The following is a 21,666-nucleotide window of genomic DNA, read 5'->3' on the forward strand; positions in this document are numbered from 1 at the left end:
TGCGCACCGAGTTCGAGCCGTGGCGCGGCGCCTTCACCCTCGCCCTCGGCGGGTTCGCGACGACGCTGCTCGTGGACGCCGGACACCTGGCATCCTTCCGCTCCGCGATCGACGGGGTGCGCCTGGGCGAGCGTCTGCGATTCGAGGGCGTCCCCACCGATCTTCCCGAGCGCGGTGCGCTCGACCCCGCGACCCTGCCGGGGCGCCTGGAGTTCCGCCGCTCCCCCTTCACCGGCTGGCTGCAGGACCGGCTCGAGCAGCAGTTCGCCTTCGTCTGCGTGGATGCCGCGACCCAGCTGTCGCAGCACCGGATGGCGCTGACGATCTCGGGGCAGACCAGCCAGGGGGCGCGCGGCGCGCACGGCGGGTCGGCGGCGCACAGCATCCTGGGCTTCTCGAGCCGGGTGCGTCTGACCGAGCTGGGCGAGCAGATCGTGACCGTGCGCCGCGACCTCACCGCGGCCAAGGCGGCGGTCGACGAGGCCGCCGCGGCCCTCGACGCCTTCGACGACCGGCGCGGCGCCTTGGAGAAGATCGCCGACCTCACGTGGGACCAGGTCGACGTGGCATCCGTCGACCGCGAGCGCGAGCGCTGGGACGAGACCGTCGTCGAGATCACCGCGGGCAACCCGCGCATCGCCGAGCTGCAGGAGCAGATCTCGGGCACGCGAGCCCGCGCGGCGCGCCTGCGCGAAGAGATCGGTGCCGCCAAGACCGAGCAGCAGGCCCTGGCCGCACGCTGGGCGCAGGTGACCGACGAGGTGGATGCCGCGCAGCTGCTGCTCGAGCGCGCCGAGGATCGCGACGTCGCCCTGTCACCCGACGAGGTCGCGTACCTCGACGCCCTGTTCGTGGCGCCCGGGTCGACGGATGCCACGCCGTCGCAGCTGCTCGCCCGCTTCGACACGGCGCTGGAGTCCGCCGCGAAGCGCCTCGCCGAGGAGCAGCGCGCCGCGCAGGAGACGTGGGCCGACCAGCGCGACGGACTGCGGCGCACGCTCACCGCGTTCACCGACCGGTGGCCGAGCCCGAACCTGCTCGCCGATCCCGACGAATCGCTCGGCGACTTCGAGCGGATCCTCGCCGACCTCGAGGCCAGCGGCCTGCACGAGCTCGAGGCCGAATGGCGCGACTCGCTGCTGCGCCTGTCGGGCAACGACCTGACCAACCTCGACTCGGCGCTGACCCGCGCACTGCGCGAGATCCGTGAGCGCATCGCCCCGATCAACGACATCATGCAGGACCTGCCGTTCTACGACGACGAGCACCGCCTGCAGATCGTTCCGCGCGAGAACCAGTCCGAGGTGCGCCGCCGGTTCCGCCGCGAACTGCGCGACGTGCGGGCCGCGATCGACGCGGCCGGCAGCGACGACGAGCGCGAGGCGGTGTACGCGCGCATGGCGCGCATCATCAACCGCGTGCGCCCGGGCTCGCCCGATTTCGCCGACCTCGTCGACGTGCGCAACCACGTGCGCGTCAGCGCCGAGCGCTTCCGCGCCGACACCGGCGAGCACGTGGCGCTGTACGACCACATCGGCGAGAAGTCGGGGGGCGAGTCGCAGGAGCTGATCGCCTTCATCGTCGGCGCAGCTCTGCGTTATCAGCTGGGGGATGCCGGCGCCGAGCGCCCCCGCTACGCCCCGGTGTTCCTGGACGAGGCGTTGATCAAGGCCGATGCGCACTTCACCAAGCGCGCGATCGGCGCGTGGCGCGGGCTCGGCTTCCAGCTCGTCATCGGGGCGCCGAACGACAAGTACAGCGCGATCGAACCGCACGTCGACGTGGAGTACGACATCCTCAAGGACACGCGCGGCCGGTCGTGGGCGAAGGCGAAGGTGGCCCTGCCGGGCTGAGCGCGGGGCGCGAGCGGCCGGGCGGGCGCGGCCGGGCGCCGGGCGCGTGCACAACCTCAGCGATGTGCACAACCTCCGCTCGGTTCGACTCTGCGTGACGGAGGTTGTGCGCATCGCGGAGGATGCGCCCGCACGAACCCTCGGGAATGCCCGCGCCCCTCTCTACGCTGTGTCCAGGGGCACGCACGGAAGGCGGCAGGCATGCAGGGACTCGAGATCACGGTTTTGCTCGGGCTCGCGATGCTCGTCGGCACGGTGCTGGCACCGCGCCTGCGGGTGGCGACGCCGCTCGTGCTGCTCGTCATCGGCCTGGCGCTCGGCTTCATCCCCGAGCTGCGGCAGATCGAGCTGCCGCCCGAGACCGTGCTGTTGCTGTTCCTTCCGGTCCTGCTCTTCCGCGAGGCGTGGACGACGTCGCTGCGCTCGGTACGGCGGTCACTGCGCTACATCATCCCCATGAGCACGTTGCTCGTCGTGGCATCCGCCTTTGCCGTCGCGGGAGTCGCGACCTGGATGGGAGTGCCGTGGGAGGCCGCCCTCGTGCTGGGGGCGGCGGTGGCCCCGCCCGACGCCACCGCCGTCGCCGCGCTGGGTCGGCTGCTGCCGGCGAAGACGTTCATGAAGCTCAAGGCCGAGAGCCTCACCAACGACGGCACCGCCCTGGTGCTGTACGCGATCGCGGTGGCGCTGCTGCTGGGCGACCAGATCACCCCCCTGCAGATCACCGGAATGGTGCTGCTGTCGTACCTCGGCGGAGCGGCCGCGGGTATCGCGGTGGCCGCCGCCGCGTTCTTCGCCCTGCGCCGCATGCAGTCCACCCTCACGATCAACCTCACGCTGGCGCTGGTGCCGTTCCTGTCGTTCCTCATCGCCGAGCTGATCGATGCATCGGGGGTGCTCGCCGTCGTCTTCGCGGGACTCATCATGGCGTGGGTCTCGCCGCGCATCACGACGGCCATGTCGAGAAGAGCGGCGGATGCCACGTGGCCCTTCGGCGTCTACCTGCTGAACGGGGCCCTCTTCGTGCTGATCGGGCTCGAAGTCCAGCTCGTGCTGCACGAGATCTCGGGGTCCGAGATCGGCATCCTGCTGCTGGTGACGGTGGCCGCGTGGATCGCGCTCTTCGTGGTGCGGTACCTGTTCCAGTGGCTCTTCTCGCCCTTCTCGCGGCCCCCCGCCGGGTCGTCGAGGTCGCTTCGGCACCGCTCTCGCTTGGTGAGCACGGTCGCCGGGTTCCGCGGCGCCGTGTCGCTCGCGATCGCCCTGTCGGTGCCCGTCACCACGGCCGCGGGTGACCCGGTCGCGGGACGCGACGCGATCGTCTTCGTCACCGCGGGGGTCATCGTCCTGACGCTCCTGGTGCAGGGACCGCTCCTGCCGGCCGTCATCCGCTGGGCGAAGCTGCCCGGCGACGATGCCGCGGTCGACGAGTACCAACTCGCCGAGCGGGCGATCTCGGGTGCGGCTCTCGCGGCCCTCGACGACCTCGCGGTCGAGCACGGCATCAGCGATCGCGTGCGCGACCGGGCTCGGCGCGAGGGGTACGAGCGTCTCGAACTCGCCAACGCCCGCGCGGTCGCGCGCCAGCGCGCGATCGAGGAGCGCGACCTGGCCGAGCTCGACGCGTCGTTCGACGACGCGTCGTCGACGGGCCCGGTCCCTCCCGACGGGCCGGACGGCGAGCAGCGCGCCGGTGACTCCGCCGCCGCGGGAGCGGTTCAGGATGCCGCCTTCACCGGGCCCCTGCAGATGATCGCCGTCAGCGACGACATCGACGTCACCCAGCGCTCGCCCCTGCTGCGTCACAAAGAGGCGCAGCGTCTGCGCCTCGCGATCCTCGATCGCAAACGCGAGGTGCTGCTGCGCCTGCGCCGCGAGGGGACGATCGACGACCTCGTCGCCCGCCGGATCCTCGCCGACCTGGACGTGGAGGAGATCCGCACCCGGGGAATCGAGAAGGCGGGCGAGTGATCGCGCCGGCCGACGACTCGGCGTGGTCCTCTGGGCGGTCAGACGGCCGTCCCGCTGAGAGCCTCCTCCACGCGCCGTAGTGCGGCTCGCCCGCCTGTCGTCAGCACCCACCGTTCATCGGGGTGGTCTCGGAAGAACCGCAGCACCACCGCGACGTCATTCGGGTCCGCACCGAGGTAGGGCATAGCGGCCAGGACCGGATGGGAGCCATTCACGTCCGCGATCGACAGCTTCGCCGCGGGTGCCGCGACGACTCCGACGTCGGCGATGTCATCCCACATCAGGTGGGCCTCTCCTGCACCCCGGATGCCGTGGATTCCCAGTTCCGTCATTTCCAGTCCCTCAGGGAATCGAGCCGCCCACAGCATTCGCGCGAGTGCGATCAGACCGACGACGGCGATCACGCTGGTACCGATCACGATCGACCGTGACGAGCTCCCTGGCAGTCCCTTCACAAGCCCGTAAATCATCGCCGTCACCGGTGCGAGGGTCGACGCTGCCGTCGCTACCATCCAGGCACCGCGTGATGCGCGGGGTCTGAACCAGAGCGAAGCGGACGACGTGTCGATCAGAAGACGACGCCCCTTCACCTGCCGCAGCTGCATGCCGGCCCCCGTCGTGGCGACCACGACGGTGATACCGATTGCCGCCATCACGAGCTGCACCCGGGAACCCCCAGCACGACGGCGAGGAAGAGGGCGGCTCCGCCCAGGGCATACGCACCGACGAATGCCGGTGCCAGCGCGCGGGGTTGAACGCTCACGGGCACCCTGGTCCGAACGTCGGGCGGTAGTCGCAGAGACACCTCGGCGACCGGCATCAGCGCAAGGCTGTGACTTCACGGACACGGCGGAGGGCCGCCGCGCCTCCCTCAGCTAGGACCACGCGGTCCTCGGGATTGTCTCTGAAGAATTGCAGCAGCGCGGCCGCTTGCCTCGGATCCGACCCCAGCAGAAGCGCCGGAACGGCCAGGACCGGGGACCCCCCTGCGTGCGCGAGAGCGAGACGAGCGACGCGGCCCGGTTCAACGGTCACGTCTCCCACCTCGTCCCAGCGCCAATGAACCGCCCCGACACCGCGCACGCCGTGGATACCCGTCGGCGTCATCTCGATTCCCGGCGCGAGCCGGAGACGCCACAGCATCACGACAAGGCTGACGAGACTGAGGGCCGCTAGCACGTAGGGCACCCGTCGAACGAGACCGGACGGCATGGTGTCGAGCCCGAAAAGCTCCACGGCGCCCTGCGCAACGGCCGGAAGAAGGAGCACGATGAGAAGAACGACGACCGCGAGGGAAGGGATGACAGGTGGTCGCAGCCAGAGCGAGTGAGACGAGTTGTGAAAGCGTACGACACCCGCCGCCATGGTTCGCGACCGGACGACCGCGACGATCGCCGCTACCGAGATCACGATGACCAACGACGCCATGACGAGCCGGAGCCCCAGACGGTCATCAAAGACGGCTACAGCAGCCGGAGGAACGGCGAAGGCCAGGATGACCGGCGCCAGCCTCCCAGGCGAGCGACCGTTCCGAAAAAGCGGAACGGATGGCGCACCAGGCTCCTTGAGACGCGGATGCGCTGTCACGAGACCCATTCTGAATTCCCATCTATCGAGTGCGCGGGGGTGGCGCGTCATAACCCTCCAAACGCGGAGGACTTCCAACAAAGAAATCATCGATGCTCTCGCGCACATCTAGACCTACGGCGGCCTCCCACAGCCACCGGGCACCGACGCCGGCGCCAATGCTGCCGACTACCGCGCCGGTGATCGCCCACCCGATTGGATTGCTGCCTCCGAAAGCAGCGACGGCTGCCGCGGCTCCACCGGAAGCACCCCCCATACCTCCCAGCGCACTCACGACCCCCGAGGACAGGGAGCCACCTATTCATCAGTCAAGCACCACCTCGATGTTGCGGTGCTCACCGAACACGCGCAGCACCAGCTCGAAGTACGTCTCTCCCTCCCCGACGTCCAGCGCCTCGAGCGCGCGGCGCGCGGCATCCTGCGAGTACACCTCGGGTCGACCGAGCTTGGCGCGGTAGTACTCCTTCGTGGCCGCGACGCCCAGCGCCCGCCGCGCGACGTCGGCGTGTCTCCAGACGACGCGCACCGGCTCCGCGCCGTGCAGCACCCCGAACCCGCCGTACAGAAGGTCGTCGAGAGCGTCGAGGCTCTCACCGAGCGTCCACTCCTCGTCCGGCATGAAGACACGGTTCAGCTCGGCATACAGCGACGGGATGCCGCGGACCACCGAACCGTCGATCTCGAGGGTACGCGGGGGCATGGCATCCATTCTGGTGCGCCCTCTCGGATCGGGGCGTCACTCCCCCGGGACCAGCAGTCCGCTCTCGTAGGCCGCGATGACCAACTGCGCGCGGTCGTGCGCGCCGAGCTTGAGCATCGTGTTCTTCACGTGGGTCTTCGCGGTGTGGGGCGAGATGAAGAGGGATGCCGCGACCTCGTCGTTCGACCGGCCCCGCGCCACGAGGGCGAGCACCTCGCGCTCGCGCTCGGTCAGCATCGCCAGCGAGGGGGCGTCCCGCGGGGCGGCGGTCGCGGCGCGGCGGACGTACTTCTCGATCATCGCCCGCGTCGCGACGGGCGACAGCAGGGCCCCGCCCTCGTCGACGGTGAGGACGGCGTGCACGATCTCGTCGGGCTCGGCGCCCTTGCCGATGAACCCGCTCGCTCCCGCGCGCAGGGCCGCGACGACGTAGTCGTCCTCTTCGAACGTGGTGAGGATGAGCACCCTCGTCTCGCCCAGCGCCGGATCGGCGCAGATGCGCTCGGTCGCCTCGATGCCGTCCATGCGCGGCATGCGGATGTCGCACACCACCACGTCGGGGCGCAGGGCCGCGGCGAGCGCGACCGCCTCTTCGCCGTCGGTCGCCTCGCCGACGACCTCGATGCCGCTCTGTGCGTCGAGCAGTTCGCGCACGGCGGTGCGGATGAGGGCTTGATCGTCGACGACGAGCACGCGAGTCATCGGTGTGCTCCCGACGTCTCGATGCGCGAGAGTGGGAGCAGCGCGGCGAGGCGGAAACCACCCGGGGCCACGCCCGCCTGCAGGCTCCCGCCCACCGACTCGACACGCTCGCGCAGGCCGACCAGCCCGAAGCCCGAGGCCGTCGGCTTCTCGACGGGTCGGTCCAGCGGGTTGGTGACGACGACCTCGACCGCGTCGTCTACCCGGCGCAGCAGCACGTGCGCGCGCCGGCCCGTGCCGTGCTTGAGCGCGTTGGTCAGCCCCTCCTGCACCACGCGGTACGCGACGATGTCGAGGGTCAGGGGCAGGGTGTCGGGGGCGAGCTCGTCGCGGACGACCACGTCGAACCCCGCGACCCGCACGGACTCGACGACGTCGCCGAGTCGCGCGAGGCCCGGCTGATCCCGCGAGCCGGACTCGTCGGGGGCGCGCAGCACCGCGAGCAGCGAGCCGATCTCGGCGAGGACGTCGCGCGAGGCCGTCCGGATGGTCGCGAGGGCCTCGCGCGCCCGCTCCGGTCGCGCCTCGAGGGTCGAGGTCGCCACCCCGGCGTTCAGGCTGATCACCGAGATCTGGTGTGCGACGGCGTCGTGCAGGTCGCGGGCGATGCGCAGGCGCTCCTCGGTGACCCGCCGGCGAGCCTCGGCCTCGCGGGTCTGCTCGGCGCGACGCGCGCGTTCGATCACGGCGTCCACGTACGCGCGGCGCGAGCGCGCGGCATCCCCCAGGGCTCCCGCCAGGGCCACGGCCAGGCCGACCTGGAGGAAGCGGGTGTCGAGCCCCGTGGTCAGCTCGATGACGATGCCGTCGGCGACCAGGCCCGCGACGGCGGGGATCGCGACGGGCGCGGCCTCGCGACGGGTGAGGCGGTCGGCCATGCCGTACGCGGCGATCACCACCGCCAGGGCCGCGCCCGGGCCGAGCGTGCCCAGCGCGAGCGCGGTGACGTACAGCGCGATGCAGGCGATCAGGACCGACCGCGGCAGGCGACGCCGCAGCGGCAGCAGCACCGCCGGGGCGAGGACGAGGGCACAGACGAGGGGGCTCGACGGGCGCAGTTCGGGAAAGGGGACCGGCGCGAAGGTCGGCACCACGACGAGCACGGCGACGACGACGTCGACGATCCACGCACGACCGGCCGGCACCAGGCGCGGCGGGGAGTCCGTCATCGGGTCGGGTCGCATCGCTCCAGTCTGACCGCTCGGGCCGCCGGCCCACCATCGCCCTGCCGGGGCGGTCGCGGAATACCCCCACGGGGGGAGGCGGTCACCCCCACCGAGCGACGCGGATGCCGGGGCCGACGGGCGACATTGAGGACATGGCATCCGCACCCCCTCCCCCACTGCTCTCGGTCACCGATCTGCACAAGTCCTACGGCCGCGGTTCGGCGCGCTTCGACGCGCTGCGCGGCGTGAGCCTCGACATCCACCGCGGCGAGAGCATCGCGATCGTCGGCAAGAGCGGCTCGGGCAAGTCCACGCTCATGCACCTGCTCGCCCTGATGGACGCACCCACCCGCGGCGCCGTCCGCCTCGAGGGGACGGATGCCGCGACCCTACGCGGCCGCCGCCTCAACCGCACCCGCAACGAGACGTTCGGCTTCGTGTTCCAGCAGTTCTTCCTGACCCCCACCGCCTCGGTGCTCGAGAACGTGGTGCTGCCCCTGAAGATCGCCGGCGTCGGACGGGCCGAACGCCGCCGCCGCGGCCTCGCCGCCCTCGCCGAGCTCGACATGCAGGATAAGGCGAAGAACAAGGCCACCGCCCTGTCGGGAGGCCAGAAGCAACGCGCGGTCATCGCCCGCGCGCTGGTGAACGACCCGCAGGTGATCTTCGCCGACGAGCCCACGGGCAACCTCGACTCCGCCACCGGCGCCGTCGTCGAGGACATCCTCTTCCGCCTCAACCGCGAGCACGGCATCACCCTGATCGTCGTCACCCACGACGAAGACCTGGCCGCGCGGTGCGATCGCCGGGTGCTGATCCGCGACGGTGTCATCGTCGCCGAAGAACGGAGCGCGGCATGAAGACCACCGATCTCGTCTCGACCGCGGCGTCGAACACCTTCCGGTCCAAGACCCGCACGATCCTCACCGTCCTCGCGATCTTCGTCGGGGCGTCCACCCTCACCCTGACCAACGGCCTCGGTACGGGCATCAACCGCTTCATCGACGACACGGTCTCGGGCATCGGCGCGTCCGACGTGCTGACGGTGACCAAGGCGACCGGCGGGGGCGCGGCATCCACCGGACCCCAGAAGTACGACCCCGAGTCCGTCGCCTCGGGCACCACCGACCCGGGGCGCCCCGGGGCGACGACCGAGGTGTCCGCCCTGACGGATGCCGACATCTCGACGATCGCGCAGCTGCCCGGCGTCGAGAAGGTCGAGCCGACCAAGGCCGTGAAGATCGACTTCGTCCAGGTCGACGGCGGGGAGCGCTACGTCGCGTCGGCCGGGTCGCTCATCGGCGGACAGACGCCGCAGCTCGCGGCGGGGTCCGCCCCCGACGATTCCGCGACCGCATTGCAGACGGCGATCCCGCAGTCGCTGGTGACCCCGCTCGGCTTCGCGAGCGCGACCGACGCGATCGGTGCGACCCTGACGATCGCCGTCTCGGACCCGGTGCGCACGCAGCACCTCGTCGAGGCCGAGATCACCGGGGTGACCGAGGGCGCGTTCGCCGACACCACGTCGCTGACCACCACCCCCGCGCTCGAGGACGCGCTCTTCACGGCCCAGAACACCGGGGTGCCCACCGATCAGCTCGACCGGTACGCGAGCGCGAGCGCGTTCGTGTCGCCTTCGGCGACGACGGCGCAGATCGACGAGGCCAAGACCGCCCTGACGGATGCCGGATACAGCGGCCGGACCGTGTCCGACCAGCTCGGCACGTTCAAGGCCGTGATCGACGGCATCGTGCTCGTGCTGAACGCCTTCGCCGTGATCGCTCTGCTGGCCGCGAGCTTCGGCATCGTCAACACCCTGCTCATGTCGGTGCAGGAGCGCACGCGCGAGATCGGCCTGATGAAGGCCATGGGGATGGGGAGCGGACGGGTGTTCTCGCTCTTCAGCCTCGAGGCCGTGTTCCTGGGGCTCTTGGGCAGCCTCATCGGCGCGGGGGTGGCGATGGTCGTCGGCTCCGCCGTGAGCGCGCAGCTCGGCCAGACCCTGTTCAGCGACCTGCCCGGCCTGCAGTTGATCGCCTTCGATCCCGTGTCGATCCTGGTGACGACGGTGGCGATCATGGCGATCGCGTTCCTCGCGGGAAGCCTCCCCGCCGCCCGCGCCGCGCGCGCCGACCCGGTGGAGTCGCTGCGCTACGAGTGAGCGCGGCAGCGAACGGTCCGGGTTCGACGCAGCCCGGGCCGTCGTGGCGTTCTCAGGCGGGTAGCGCGACCCCGTGCAGCGCGCCGACGACCGGGGCCAGCTCGGGCTGCTGCTCGGCGTCGGCGAGCACGCGCGCGAGAGCAGCGTCGTGCACCGGGTGGGCGTCGCGATACAGCGCCCGCCCCGCGGGGGTCAGCTCGGTGTAGATGCCGCGGCGGTCGTCGGCGCAGAGCACGCGCGTCAGCAGGCCGCGCCCCTCGAGCCGGTTGACCAGACGGGTCGTCGCGCTCGGGCTGAGGGCCGCGGCCCGAGCGAGCTGCTGCATGCGCATGTGCCAGCCGTCCTGGCGGTCGAGGGCGTCGAGGACGGTGTATTCGACGACCGAGAGCTCGACGGCGGCGAGCGCCCGCTCGAGCTCGGCCTCGATCAGCCCGTGCAGGGCGGCGAGGGTCCGCCAGCCCTGGGCGCGGACCTCGACGGCGTCGTCGGCGATGCCCATGGCGCACTCCTCTCGTAGATAGTTGCTTGCGCGGGATACTTGCGTATGCAATGATCTCTCTCGCGCTGCAAAAGAGCGCGCGTGCAACTACTTCAGTGTATCAGGAGACCCCTCATGCCTCTCGGACTCGTCGCCCTCGCCGTGGGCGCCTTCGGAATCGGACTCACGGAGTTCGTCATCATGGGCTTGCTGCCCGAGGTCGCGCGCGACTTCGCCGTGTCGGAGGCGAGCGCGGGCTGGCTCATCTCGGGCTACGCCCTGAGCGTCGTCGTCGGTGCCCTCGGGCTGACGGCGGCGACCACCCGCCTCCCCCGCAAACCCGTCCTCGTGGGCCTGATCGTCCTCTTCCTCATCGGCAACGCCCTGACCGCGATGGCCCCGGGGTACGACGTCGCGATGATCGGACGAATCGTCGCCGCCCTGTGCCACGGCGCCTTCTTCGGCATCGGCGCGGTCGTCGCCGCCGATCTGGTCGCCCCCGAGAAGAAGGCGGGCGCCATCGCCCTCATGTTCACCGGGCTCACCGCGGCGAACGTCTTCGGCGTCCCCTTCGGCACCTTCCTCGGTCAGCAGTTCGGCTGGCGCTCGACCTTCTGGGCGATCGTCGCCGTCGGCGTCGTCGCCCTGGTCGGCATCCTGACCCTGGTGCCGTCCCTGCCCCGCCCGGCCGTTCCTGTCGCGCTGCGCAACGAGCTCGCCGCGTTCCGCTCGGGCCAGGTCTGGCTCTCGCTCCTGATCACCGTGCTCGCCTACGGCGGGATGTTCGGCGCCTTCACCTACATCGCCTACACCCTGACCGACGTCAGCGGTTTCGCCGCGGAGTCGGTCCCCTGGCTGCTCGTCCTGTTCGGCGTGGGCCTCGTCATCGGCAACGTGGTCGGCGGGCGCCTCGCCGACCGTTCGATCGACCGCACCCTGCTGTTCTTCGTCACCGCGCTGCTGGTGGTGCTGGTCGCGTTCGCGACTCTCGCGGCATCCGGGATCGCCGCGGCGATCGCGCTGTTCCTCATGGGAGGCTTCGGCTTCGGCACCGTCCCGGGTCTGCAGAGCCGCATCATGAACTCCGCCGGGGGCGCACCCACGCTGGCCTCGGGCGCCAACATCGGCGCCTTCAACGTCGGCAACGCGCTGGGTGCGTGGGCCGGCGGCCTCGGGATCGCCGCCGGCTGGGGCTACACCTCGCCGCTGTGGATCGGCGCCGCCATCACCGCTGCCGCCCTCGTGGTGGTCGTCGCCGCCATGCTCAGCGCCCGGCGTCGGCGGACGGCAGCGCCTCAGCCCGTGGCCGCGATGGTCTGACCCGAGCCGCCCGGTGACCCGTCCCCCCTCGGGGTGCGGGTCACCGGCGTCCGATGAGGGATGCCGCCGCTCACGCCCGCGAGTGCGCCGAGGCGCGCTGCACCTGGTCGGGCGTGGGCGTCACGCCGGTGTACCGGGCGAACTGACCGGCGGCCTGCAGGGCGATGACCTCGGCGCCGGTGATGACGTCGCGATCCGCCGCGCGCGCGGCGCGGATGAGCGGCGTCTCGGCCGGAAAAGCGACCACGTCGAACACGGTGCGCGCCGCCTCGATGTGCGCGGGCGAGAAGGCGAGGGTCTCGGCATCCGCACCGTCCATGCCCAGGGGCGTCACGTTGACGATGATTGCGGCACCGGGAGCGGGATCGTCGGCGATCCACCGGTAGCCGTACGCCTCGGCGAGGGCGGAACCGGCGGCCGCGTTGCGGGCCAGCACGGTGACGTCGCCGAAACCCGCCCCGTGGAACGCCGCGACGACGGCCTTGGCCATCCCGCCCGATCCACGGACGACGACGGATGCCGCGGGCTCGAGCCGGTGACTCTCGATCAGACTCGCGATGGCTTCGTAGTCGGTGTTCGACGCCGTCAACACCCCGTCGTCGTTGACGATCGTGTTGATCGACCCGATCGCCGCCGCGGACGGTTCGATCCGGTCCACCAACGGGATCACGGCCTCTTTGAACGGCATCGAGACGGAGCATCCCCGGATGCCGAGTGCACGCACTCCCCCGATCGCCGCCGCGATGTCGGTCGGCGTGAACGCCTTGTAGACGAAGTCGATACCCAGCTCGGCGTAGAGGAAGTTGTGGAAGCGCGTCCCGATGTTGGAGGGGCGCCCCGAGAGCGAGATGCAGAGGGTGGTGTCTTTGCTGAGCTCGGGCATGGGGGCTCCTTCGAACGGCGGATCTCCATGCTACGGGCGGCCGTTCCCGGGGCCCCCGGGCGGTAACGACGAAGGGCCGGACGCCTGACGGCATCCGGCCCTCTCGTTCGAACCTCGCACGGAGGTTCCGGACGACTAGTTACCGCCGTTGATCACCGACAGGTACGACCCGAAGGGGCGTCCGGTCTCGGTGGCGGCGAAGTCGTCGGCAATGCCCTCGTGAGGCGCGTATTCGTTCTGCATGCCACCAGTGTGCGCGAGAGGTCGTCGTCGGGAGAGGCGCTTGACAACAGCCTTATATCTCGCCTAGCTAACTACTTGCGCCTCTAGGCTTTCGATGCGCTGTTCGAGGTAGGCGATGTACTCGGCCATGTACGACAGCTTGGCCTCGAGGCGGTCCAGGCGGGGACTGATGTGACCCTGGTTGTAGCTGAAGGGCACCTTCAGCGGATTGTCCGCATCGATCTTCGCCAGCACGGCGCGCAGTCGGTCGGAGTCTCCGGGGGCGTTCGTCATGACCGCCAGCGTACGCGCGCTCACGACCCCGGGGGTGCGTCCGTGACGCCGAGCGACGGCTGCAACACGATGATGCCGGCGCCCACCAGAGCGACCGCCGAGCCGATGTAGTCCCACATCGTGGGTCGGAAGCCGTCGACCACGATGCCCCAGGCCAGCGAGCCGGCGACGAACACCCCGCCGTACGCGGCGAGCACCCGCCCGAAGTTCGCATCGGGCTGCAGCGCCGCCACGAACCCGTACGCGCCGAGCGCCATGATGCCCAGCAGTGCGAGCCACCATCCCCGGTTCTCGCGCACCGCCTGCCAGATCAGCCACGCGCCGCCGATCTCGGCGAGAGCGGCGAGGGCGAAGAGGATGACGATGCGGGCCGTGGTCATGCGCGCCATTATCCCCGGCGCCCCGGACCGACCCCGCGTGACCGTGCGGGTTACGCCGCAACACGGGCAGATGACGGGTGCGAAACATTTCGGCGCAACGCCGCGACGGCTCGATACGGTGCCCTCAGGAGGAGCCCATGACCCGACCTCGCACGGTGACGCACACGTACACCCTGGCCGGCGGCTGGCAGCGCGCACCGCACGGTCCGCTCACCGCCGATCTCGCCGACGAGCTGCGCCGACAGGGCATCACGATGGTCCGCGCGCGTCGCGGGCTGTTCGACGTGCGCGAGATCTCGCTGCTGAACCCGCCTCCGGCGCGCTCCGGGTCCGCACCGCGACACGGATGAGCCCGACCAGCTCCCTCTCCGGCGTAGCGTGAGGTGTCGCACTCGACGCCGAGGGGGAACATGGACGCCGACGTCATCATCATCGGAGCCGGGCTCGCGGGCCTGGTCGCGAGCGACGAACTGGTGCGCGCGGGCAAGCGCGTCGTCATCGTCGAGCAGGAGAACGCCGCCAACCTGGGCGGCCAGGCGTTCTGGTCGTTCGGGGGCATCTTCCTCGTCGACTCCCCCATGCAGCGTCGCCTCGGCGTGAAGGACTCCCTCGACCTCGCGTGGCAGGACTGGCAGGGCTCGGCGGGATGGGACCGCCTCGACGGCGCGCATCCCGAGGACGAGTGGGCGCAGAAGTGGGGTCGGGCCTACGTCGAGTTCGCCGCCGGAGACAAACGCTCCTGGTTGCGCGCGCACGGCGTGCGCTTCACCCCCGTCGTCGGATGGGCCGAGCGCGGCTCGTTCACCGCGGGAGGACACGGCAACTCGGTCCCCCGGTTCCACGTGCCGTGGGGCACCGGCACGGGCATCTCGGAACCCTTCGCCGATCGAGCCAGAGAAGCAGCGGATGCCGGCACCGTCCGCCTGCTCTTCCGTCACCGCGTCGACGGACTCGTCGTCGAGGGCGGCACGGTGACCGGCGTACGCGGCACGATCCTGGCGCCCGACGACGCGGCGCGCGGAGTGTCGTCCTCGCGCGAGGAGGTCGGCGCCTTCACCCTCTCGGCGCAGGCCGTCGTCATCTCATCCGGGGGCATCGGCGGCGACCACGAGCGCGTGCGGCGATGGTGGCCGGACCGACTCGGCACTCCCCCGCAGAACATGGTCACGGGCGTCCCGGCGCACGTGGACGGGCGCATGCTCGACATCGCCGCCGACCAGGGCGTGCGCCTGGTCAACCGCGATCGCATGTGGCACTACACCGAGGGGCTGCAGAACTGGAACCCCATCTGGCCGGGGCACGGCATCCGGATCCTCCCCGGTCCCTCGTCGATGTGGCTCGATGCGCGCGGCCGACGCCTGCCCGCGCCGGGGCTGCCCGGCCACGATACCCTCGGGACGCTCAAGATCCTGCGCACGACGCCCGACATCGCCGCCTACGACTATTCGTGGTTCGTGCTCGATCAGACCATCGTGAAGAAGGAGTTCGCCCTGTCGGGGTCGGAGCAGAACCCCGACATCACCGACCGTGACCTGGGCCTACTGCTACGGACGCGGCTGGGCCGCGCCGCACCGGGTCCGGTCGAGGACTTCAAGGCACACGGGGCCGACTTCGTCGTCGCGGACACCCTCGGCGAGCTCGTGCGCGGCATGAACGACCTCACCGGCGACGACCTGCTCGACGAAGAGGCGATCCGCGCGCAGATCGTGGCGCGCGATCGCGAGGTCGTGAACCCCTACTCCAAGGACGCGCAGACCATCGGCATCCAGAACAGCCGTCGCTTCCGCGGCGATCGCCTCTTCCGCACCGTACCCGCCCACGCGCTGCTCGACCCCCGGCACGGTCCGCTGATCGCCGTGCGCCTGTGGGTCGTCACGCGCAAGACGCTCGGTGGCATCCAGACCGACCTCGACGGACGCGCGCTGGATGGATCCGGGATGCCGATCCCCGGCCTGTACGCCGCGGGAGAGGCCGCGGGGTTCGGCGGCGGAGGCGCGCACGGGTACAACGCGCTCGAGGGGACGTTCCTGGGGCTGTGCCTGTTCACCGGGCGGACCGTGGGCCGGGCCGTCGCCGCCGCGCTGTGACCGCGGGCACGGAGACCCTCGCACCGAGCGACGCCGCAGCGTACGCTCGCCCCATGAGGAAGATCGGCGCCGTGGCCGTCGCCGTCGCGCTGGCCGCCGGGTTGAGCGGCTGCGGCGCGATCCCCGTCGGGCAGGCGCCGAAAGCGTCACCCACGCCCACCGTCGACGCGCGTGCGCAGCAGGTCTACGAGCAAGAGGTCGCGTACGTGCGGGCGCTTCGTCAGCAGCTGCCCCAGACCGACCTGTCGGCGACGCAGGTCTGGGTCGATCTCGGGCACGCCGTCTGCGCGGGGTTCGACGACGGTCTGACCCCGAAAGAGCTGTTCGACTCGATGCAGGGCGGCGGGGTCACGCAACAGGAGGCGAGCGTGGTCGTGGTGCTCTCCGGCATCCACCTGTGTCCGGAATACGCGCCGACGCCCACGCCGTAGGACTGTCTCGTGACGGCGACGCCGCGGTGTAACGCGTATAGCCTTGGCGCATGACGTGCAGCTCTCGCCCGACGCTCGCCGAGATCACCGACTGGGTGGCCGACTACGAGAAGACCTCGCGCGTCGCCCACGCCACCGTCCACGTGCTGCCGCAGGAAGACCTCGACCACGTGGACTCCGGCATCGTGGCCGTGCACCTCAACCACGGTCCCGCGTCGATCTACCTCAACGTGGACTGCGAACGGCGCTGGACCGCCGCGCTCACCGAGCGCTCGGGCGAGTTCCCCCTTCCGGGCGGTCACCTGATCGCGCTCGGCGAAGAACTGCTCACCACCGGCCAGCTGTGCGAGTACCTGCAGAAGCGGACGGATGCCGCGGCCCCGGTGAGCTGAGGGGCGGGGGCACCGGTCGGCGCGCGACCGCTTCCGGCGCCGGATGACCCCTCCACCGACGAACTCCCGAAGGACGGAAGAACGCCCCCGTCGATGCGATCTCCTCTCTTCCGGGGCGAGCCTTCACGGTACGCAGCCGGTTTGCGCCGACATCCGTCGTGCGGCGGAGGACGAGCGGAGCATATTCGCGTAGGTTCGGCCGCGGAGGTGCAAAATGCAGAGCGAGTGGGCCGCGAAGATCTTCGGGGACAAGGAAGACCCGCGTGTGCGATTGCAGTCCGTATTCGGCGGTGAGGTGCCCAAGAGTGGTCGGCCTCCCAGGGCTGCGCTCGAGTGGGCGAGTGCCATTCTCGAGGGAATTCCCGTGGAGCGCCGAGACACCGTGAATGTCACGCGTGCTCTCCGACAGAAGGAGCGACGCCTGACGTTGAGGAGCGCGATATTCCTCGCGGATCATGCGCTCAGTCGTTCGGGGCACGCCTGATCGCGCATGGGCCCCCGCTCTCGCCATAGAGCGAAGCCCCTGGAGAGACAGGATCGAACCCGTCTGCAGCTAGGAGGGAGCTCGCCATGAATGCCCTTCACATCGCCGCTGTCGGGATTCGGAAGAGCAGCCACCCCGACTCGTCGGACCGGATGGGACATGGGGCGCCTACCTGGGTGGAAGGTCCGGGGGCACCGGGTCTCGGCCGCAGACCGTGGCATCTCCCGCGCACAGTTCCTCGACGAGCACAACGCCTGGCGCCGCTATCGCCCGGAGCTGTCGAGTACATGACCAGCCCGTTTGAAAAGGCCGTTTTCGTCTACGAGGAGGAACGCCTCGGCCGCTTCTCTCAGGTAGTGACTTACAAGAGCTCGGATGAGTCCCTCACCATACCCGTCGCATTAGCTTCTAGCTCCCCTGAGGCCGGACTCTCTACGTACGCCACCATCGGCCTCAGCCAGTTCGACAACGGGCTCACGTCCGAGAGTGGCAACCGTATCGGAATCGAGCTGCTCGTCACTGGGCGCGAGGAGAACACTTTCCTTGCAAGCGGGCTCGCGAACGCGGCCCTGAACATCGCCTCGGGCGGGTATCAGGCTAAGCCCGGGATTGTCTTTCCCGGCATCTTCGATGGCTATGGCCCCGACATTACGACCCCCCACGGCCTCCTCTGGTACCCGTTCGCGTGGGACACGCAGTTTGACGGGCTGAGCCGGGATGGCGTCGACGTCGAGTGGCTTCTCGTCATTCCCGTGAGCGACGACGAAGTATCGTTCATCGCCACGAATGGACCCGGGTTCAAGGGCGCTGGCGTCGAGAAGCTGATCGACACATTCGAGAGCGACGTCGTGGACATCTACGACACCGGGCGGTCTAGCGTCGTCTGACAGCCGAGCCAGGTCGAGCGCGTGCCGAGCCATGCGAGATCGTCTCGCTTCGCGATGAGCGCGATATCCACCATCAGACCAGCCCTTGATGAGTGAGCGCATCACCCGGCGTCATTCCGCCCCTTCTCGTGCGCTCAGCGGCGGCGGAGAGCACGACGACTGCTCGCGCCCGCGACGGGTGCGGACCGCGGCGGCCTGAACACCACTGCAAGCGGCGACCGACGTCAGAGACCGCGCCGATGCGCTTCTCGCTCTCGACGCACCACCGACGCCAGAGGATGTGCGTGCGGATCTGCGTCGCCTTCAGCCATGGCCTCGGCGTCGATCGACACGTTCTTCCGACCCATGATTCTTAGAGACGACCACGGACACCGCGCTCGCCGAGTATCTCGGCGCAGGGCGGTCGCTTCCCGCCTGAGCTCCCGCCGCGGGTGCAGAAGGGGCGACTGGTGCGCGACCACGCGACGTAACCCGTCCTCATTCGGCGGTGGTCGTCTCCGGATGCGCTCCTGGTCCGTCAGGTTCGAAGTGTCCTAACGACTTCTCCTGCAGGAACGCGCACAGTTCGGCCGCGATCTGGAGTTCGTGAGTCAGGGCGTTGAGTTCGAAGCTGGTCACGTCGAGTGCTTCGTTCGAGGGCTCGATCAGGATGTGCCAGGCGAGTTCGTCGCCAGATTCACGAGGTTCGATCCATACCGTGTTCGGCGCGTGCTCCAACGGCATGACCACGAGACCGGTGTCCTGACCGTCGTGACCATCCTGAACCACAACCTTGACTTCCTCGCCTGCTCCCCTGGCGGCGACGAACTCCGCCACCCAGTGTTCGAGTGTCTGCTTACTGTGAAACGGCATCGGGGTGCTCTTCGCTCCAGAGTGTCAAATGATCGAGAAACGGCCCACCCTCGAGAGGGCGGGCCGTGAACGCGGGAGCCTTCACGCCGCCGCGGCGAGTTGCACGCGGTGGGTGTCTTCCTGCTGCTGCCAGGTGGCGGCGTTCAACATGAGGCCGGATGAGAGGGCGGCGCTGTCGGCGAGCTGACGGAGGTATCCGCCGGACAGGCGCTGCGACTCGGGGGACGAGAACTGGAATCGCATCGAGATCGCGGGCTGGATCCACAGGGTGGTGCGGCTGTGCTCCGAAGCGGTGTCGGTCCAGGTGATGGTGAAGGACTCGCCTCGACGCAGTTTCGTGGTGAGGACCACCTGCAGATATTGCAGCAGACGGTCGTCCATCTCGATGGGCTGTGGGTCGGATCCGTAGAAGAGCTGTCCCATGAGGGCTCCTGACTGTGGAGAGGGCGAGTTACTTAGAAGACGAGGGGGGCGACGACGCCGATGCTGATGGCCGAGACGACGACGGCCGCGACGGACACCCCGACCCGAAGTCGGCGAAGGGCGACTTCGGACGCGGAGGGGACGAAGGTGACACGGCGAGCGGGCGTGCCCCAGGTGAAGGCGTTGTCGGTCATCGTGATCGTCCTCTCGTTCCGAGCTGCCTTGGCCCGGTGATGATCAACGTAGCAGATAATAAACTCAGTTAGGTAACTCAGTTGAGTGTCACGATGGTTGAACATCAGCTGACGTGATCATCAGCGCGAGAATCTAACAGTGTTAGGTACACTGGACTCATTACACGGAACCATTGGAGCGAGTCGATGAACGCAGAATCGGGTGAAACGTCCCCCCTCATGGCAGCGCTGGCGCTGTACTGCTGGGAGCGAGACGAGGCAGCAGCCCGTGCGCGCAAGCAGCTCGGTGTGAACGAACTCGACGCAAAGGCTCTCGCGTACGTGCGTTTGAACCCGGGCGTCCGGCCGTCAGAGCTCGCCGGGCACCTCGGTGTGACGTCGGCAGGGATCACCACGATGGTCGAGCGCCTCGTGCGTCGCGGCATCCTCCGACGCGAAGCCGACGAAGATGACCGCCGCGTCAACCACATTCACCTCGCGGTCGACCTCGAGAAAGAACCGTGGTCGCAGTTGGCTCACTTCCAAGACACGTTCCGGGGCATCATCCAACAGCTCGACGCGAAGGTCGAGGAAGACTTCGCCGCCTTCATGCGCCACGCGACGCTCGCGGCCAAAGAGCAGGCGTCTCGTGTGGATCGCGCCGCCGTCACAGGAGTGTCCGCGGCGTAAGAGGGTTCAGGCGTCCTCGGCGAGCTGGGCCATGTGAGCAACAGACTTCACCTGCAGGAAGGCGCACAGATCCGCCGCGTACGACAGTTCGCGACAGAGGTCGTACACCGCGCTCGGAGAAAGCTCGGTCACCTCGGGCTGAGCTTCGATCGTGACGCGCCAATCCGGCACCCCAACGGCCACGGGCGCCAGGTACACCGACGTCGTCGCGTTGACCAGCGGGAAGATCACCAGGCCACTGTCTGCGCCGTTCAACGGTTCCTGGTCAGCGACATAGGCGACGCCGCCGCCGCCGGCCCCGCTCGCGGTGAACTCGTCGAGCCAGGCTTCCAACAGATCCTTGCTGCGAAACGGCACCGCGCTCATCCTTTTCTTCACGGGCAGATCGGGTTCCGCCTTCGAAATTGTACGGGATACGAAAAGTAGCCTCGCAACATTATCGATTCCGGGAACACACAGCGGGAGCATCCGGCGACGAGGACATCAAGACGGCTGGCCGCCGATGTGCCGGTGGCTTCAGCGCAGCGCAGATCGTACGCACCCTCCTGCTCCTCGACCAGGCATCCGCAAAGGCGGACGCAAGTGGGCCGGGAGTACCGACGGTCGCCGTGGTGACGGGCGCGTCTCGGGTGGACCGATGATCGCGGAGTGTCGGCCCTCTGCGTCACTGACATCGCCGCCGACCGTACGCGCTTCGCAACCCGGGAGTGCCGAAAGCCGCACGTCGAGCCGGTGCGATCGGCAACGGTCGGACTCAACCCGGACGTGGCCTCTCCGGAGAATGGTGGCCGATGGTCGAGAGACCTGCTTAGCTGCATACCTCATCGGGCTAGACGAAAGCCCCGGCAGATCTTTCGATCCGCCGGGGCTTTCGTATCCCGTCGGGATGACAGGATTTGAACCTGCGACCCCTTGACCCCCAGTCAAGTGCGCTACCAAGCTGCGCCACATCCCGTTCCCTGCGAGCAGGCAACTCCCCTATATTAGCCCCTCCCCGGCACCGCCGCGAACCAGCGTCCACCCCGGGCGTGTGGCGACCCCTTGTCGATGTCGGAGCCCCTCGCTACGGTCGCCACCATGACGATCGAGATCCTCCCCGCCACCGGTGGGCGCTTCGACGATGCCGAGATGGCGCTCGACAGCGGCGACGGGCCGGGGTGCCAGTGCCAGTGGTGGCTGCTGACCAACGCCCAGTTCAGCGACGAGTCGCGTGCCGATCTGACGGAGCGTTTCCGGGCCGAGACGCAGGGCGACCGAGCCCCCGGCCTGATCGCGTACGTCGACGGCGAGCCCGCCGGGTGGGTGCGCGTCGGTCCCCGCCCATCGCAGCCCCGCCTCGCCCGCACGCGCGACGTCAAGACCGCCACCGCCGAACCATTCGACGACCCCGACGTATGGGCCGTGTCGTGCTTCGTCGTGCGAAAGCAGCACCGCGGCACCGGGCTCACGCGGTCCCTCCTCGATGCCGCGGTCTCGTTCGCCCGCGACGCCGGCGCACGCGTGGTCGAGGGCTACCCCCTCGACCACGCG

26 protein-coding genes and 1 tRNA gene are annotated in these 21,666 nt (G+C 69.5%); 13 read left to right on the top strand and 14 right to left on the bottom strand.

What is annotated here, in order from left to right; all coding sequences use genetic code 11:
- The coding region (locus tag DBR36_RS18455; protein ID WP_308810956.1) for an SbcC/MukB-like Walker B domain-containing protein at positions 1–1,853 on the top strand (1,853 nt) is incomplete at its 5' end.
- A gap of 201 nt (positions 1,854–2,054) precedes the next feature.
- Positions 2,055–3,824 carry a Na+/H+ antiporter gene (locus tag DBR36_RS12865; RefSeq protein ID WP_108319976.1) on the top strand — a complete coding sequence of 590 codons (1,770 nt, stop codon included), beginning with the start codon at positions 2,055–2,057 and terminating at the stop codon, positions 3,822–3,824.
- A gap of 38 nt (positions 3,825–3,862) precedes the next feature.
- Here the strand turns inward: DBR36_RS12865 and DBR36_RS12870 are convergent, their stop codons facing one another.
- From DBR36_RS12870 to DBR36_RS12890, 5 genes are all read right to left on the bottom strand, one after another.
- Entirely contained in the window at positions 3,863–4,489 is a 627-nt protein-coding gene (locus tag DBR36_RS12870) for a hypothetical protein (RefSeq protein WP_108319978.1), read from the bottom strand.
- Between the two features lie 154 nt (positions 4,490–4,643).
- Entirely contained in the window at positions 4,644–5,420 is a 777-nt protein-coding gene (locus DBR36_RS12875; RefSeq protein WP_181373596.1) for a PH domain-containing protein, read from the bottom strand.
- 295 nt (positions 5,421–5,715) lie between these two features.
- Positions 5,716–6,111: a barstar family protein gene (locus DBR36_RS12880; protein ID WP_108319982.1), complete on the bottom strand. Its 396-nt coding sequence runs from the start codon at positions 6,109–6,111 to the stop codon at positions 5,716–5,718.
- A 36-nt stretch (positions 6,112–6,147) separates the two neighbouring features.
- Positions 6,148–6,813 (bottom strand): response regulator transcription factor, encoded by a 666-nt coding sequence (locus DBR36_RS12885; protein ID WP_108319984.1) that lies wholly within the window; start codon positions 6,811–6,813, stop codon positions 6,148–6,150.
- Positions 6,810–7,997 (bottom strand): sensor histidine kinase, encoded by a 1,188-nt coding sequence (locus tag DBR36_RS12890; RefSeq protein WP_258222830.1) that lies wholly within the window; start codon positions 7,995–7,997, stop codon positions 6,810–6,812. The genes DBR36_RS12885 and DBR36_RS12890 overlap by 4 nt, the downstream gene beginning before the upstream one ends.
- 134 nt (positions 7,998–8,131) lie before the next feature.
- Between DBR36_RS12890 and DBR36_RS12895 the strand changes: the two genes are divergently transcribed.
- Positions 8,132–8,839: an ABC transporter ATP-binding protein gene (locus DBR36_RS12895; RefSeq protein ID WP_108319986.1), complete on the top strand. Its 708-nt coding sequence runs from the start codon at positions 8,132–8,134 to the stop codon at positions 8,837–8,839.
- Entirely contained in the window at positions 8,836–10,140 is a 1,305-nt protein-coding gene (locus tag DBR36_RS12900) for an ABC transporter permease (protein ID WP_108319988.1), read from the top strand. Before DBR36_RS12895 ends, DBR36_RS12900 begins: the two co-directional genes overlap by 4 nt.
- A 52-nt stretch (positions 10,141–10,192) precedes the next feature.
- Here the strand turns inward: DBR36_RS12900 and DBR36_RS12905 are convergent, their stop codons facing one another.
- Positions 10,193–10,639: a MarR family winged helix-turn-helix transcriptional regulator gene (locus tag DBR36_RS12905; protein WP_108319990.1), complete on the bottom strand. Its 447-nt coding sequence runs from the start codon at positions 10,637–10,639 to the stop codon at positions 10,193–10,195.
- A 114-nt stretch (positions 10,640–10,753) separates the two neighbouring features.
- Between DBR36_RS12905 and DBR36_RS12910 the strand changes: the two genes are divergently transcribed.
- Positions 10,754–11,938 carry an MFS transporter gene (locus DBR36_RS12910; RefSeq protein ID WP_108319992.1) on the top strand — a complete coding sequence of 395 codons (1,185 nt, stop codon included), beginning with the start codon at positions 10,754–10,756 and terminating at the stop codon, positions 11,936–11,938.
- 70 nt (positions 11,939–12,008) lie between these two features.
- On the opposite strand, the gene DBR36_RS12915 is transcribed toward DBR36_RS12910, so the two are convergent.
- The 3 genes from DBR36_RS12915 to DBR36_RS12925 form a co-directional block, all read right to left on the bottom strand.
- Positions 12,009–12,821 carry a shikimate 5-dehydrogenase gene (locus tag DBR36_RS12915; protein ID WP_108319994.1) on the bottom strand — a complete coding sequence of 271 codons (813 nt, stop codon included), beginning with the start codon at positions 12,819–12,821 and terminating at the stop codon, positions 12,009–12,011.
- 306 nt (positions 12,822–13,127) lie between these two features.
- Positions 13,128–13,337: a hypothetical protein gene (locus DBR36_RS12920; protein ID WP_133177871.1), complete on the bottom strand. Its 210-nt coding sequence runs from the start codon at positions 13,335–13,337 to the stop codon at positions 13,128–13,130.
- Positions 13,338–13,357: 20 nt separating this feature from the next.
- Positions 13,358–13,717 (bottom strand): YnfA family protein, encoded by a 360-nt coding sequence (locus DBR36_RS12925; RefSeq protein WP_108320027.1) that lies wholly within the window; start codon positions 13,715–13,717, stop codon positions 13,358–13,360.
- Between the two features lie 137 nt (positions 13,718–13,854).
- Between DBR36_RS12925 and DBR36_RS12930 the strand changes: the two genes are divergently transcribed.
- The 6 genes from DBR36_RS12930 to DBR36_RS12955 all read left to right on the top strand — a co-directional run bounded on the left by DBR36_RS12930 (position 13,855) and on the right by DBR36_RS12955 (position 17,998).
- Positions 13,855–14,067 carry an alternative tryptophan synthase beta-subunit gene (locus DBR36_RS12930; RefSeq protein ID WP_108319998.1) on the top strand — a complete coding sequence of 71 codons (213 nt, stop codon included), beginning with the start codon at positions 13,855–13,857 and terminating at the stop codon, positions 14,065–14,067.
- A gap of 60 nt (positions 14,068–14,127) precedes the next feature.
- A complete protein-coding gene (locus tag DBR36_RS12935; protein ID WP_108320000.1) occupies positions 14,128–15,804 on the top strand; it encodes an FAD-binding dehydrogenase in 1,677 nt (558 codons plus the stop codon).
- 53 nt (positions 15,805–15,857) lie between these two features.
- Positions 15,858–16,235 (top strand): DUF732 domain-containing protein, encoded by a 378-nt coding sequence (locus DBR36_RS12940; RefSeq protein ID WP_146185357.1) that lies wholly within the window; start codon positions 15,858–15,860, stop codon positions 16,233–16,235.
- Between the two features lie 50 nt (positions 16,236–16,285).
- Positions 16,286–16,627, top strand: coding sequence for a hypothetical protein (locus tag DBR36_RS12945; protein WP_108320004.1), 342 nt, complete (start codon positions 16,286–16,288; stop codon positions 16,625–16,627).
- 574 nt (positions 16,628–17,201) lie between these two features.
- Positions 17,202–17,402: a GH-E family nuclease gene (locus tag DBR36_RS18855; protein ID WP_108320006.1), complete on the top strand. Its 201-nt coding sequence runs from the start codon at positions 17,202–17,204 to the stop codon at positions 17,400–17,402.
- A complete protein-coding gene (locus DBR36_RS12955) occupies positions 17,399–17,998 on the top strand; it encodes a suppressor of fused domain protein (RefSeq protein ID WP_108320009.1) in 600 nt (199 codons plus the stop codon). The genes DBR36_RS18855 and DBR36_RS12955 overlap by 4 nt, the downstream gene beginning before the upstream one ends.
- A 477-nt stretch (positions 17,999–18,475) precedes the next feature.
- On the opposite strand, the gene DBR36_RS12960 is transcribed toward DBR36_RS12955, so the two are convergent.
- The 3 genes from DBR36_RS12960 to DBR36_RS17820 all read right to left on the bottom strand — a co-directional run bounded on the left by DBR36_RS12960 (position 18,476) and on the right by DBR36_RS17820 (position 19,467).
- Entirely contained in the window at positions 18,476–18,814 is a 339-nt protein-coding gene (locus DBR36_RS12960; RefSeq protein WP_258222832.1) for a hypothetical protein, read from the bottom strand.
- Positions 18,815–18,931: 117 nt separating this feature from the next.
- A complete protein-coding gene (locus DBR36_RS12965; RefSeq protein ID WP_108320013.1) occupies positions 18,932–19,273 on the bottom strand; it encodes a hypothetical protein in 342 nt (113 codons plus the stop codon).
- A 32-nt stretch (positions 19,274–19,305) separates the two neighbouring features.
- Positions 19,306–19,467 (bottom strand): hypothetical protein, encoded by a 162-nt coding sequence (locus DBR36_RS17820; protein WP_181373597.1) that lies wholly within the window; start codon positions 19,465–19,467, stop codon positions 19,306–19,308.
- A gap of 186 nt (positions 19,468–19,653) precedes the next feature.
- Here DBR36_RS17820 and DBR36_RS12970 point away from each other — a divergent pair, with 186 nt between their 5' ends.
- Complete coding sequence (locus tag DBR36_RS12970) at positions 19,654–20,136, top strand: MarR family winged helix-turn-helix transcriptional regulator (protein WP_108320015.1); 483 nt, start codon at positions 19,654–19,656, stop codon at positions 20,134–20,136.
- Between the two features lie 6 nt (positions 20,137–20,142).
- On the opposite strand, the gene DBR36_RS12975 is transcribed toward DBR36_RS12970, so the two are convergent.
- Positions 20,143–20,502 carry a hypothetical protein gene (locus tag DBR36_RS12975; protein ID WP_108320017.1) on the bottom strand — a complete coding sequence of 120 codons (360 nt, stop codon included), beginning with the start codon at positions 20,500–20,502 and terminating at the stop codon, positions 20,143–20,145.
- Positions 20,503–21,017: 515 nt separating this feature from the next.
- Positions 21,018–21,091 (bottom strand) — tRNA-Pro (locus DBR36_RS12980).
- Positions 21,092–21,213: 122 nt separating this feature from the next.
- Here DBR36_RS12980 and DBR36_RS12985 point away from each other — a divergent pair.
- Positions 21,214–21,666 (top strand): GNAT family N-acetyltransferase (locus DBR36_RS12985; protein WP_108320019.1); only part of this gene is annotated, 453 nt, incomplete at its 3' end.

Source organism: Microbacterium sp. HMWF026 (assembly GCF_003061325.1).
Classification (GTDB): Bacteria; Actinomycetota; Actinomycetes; order Actinomycetales; family Microbacteriaceae; genus Microbacterium; species Microbacterium testaceum_E.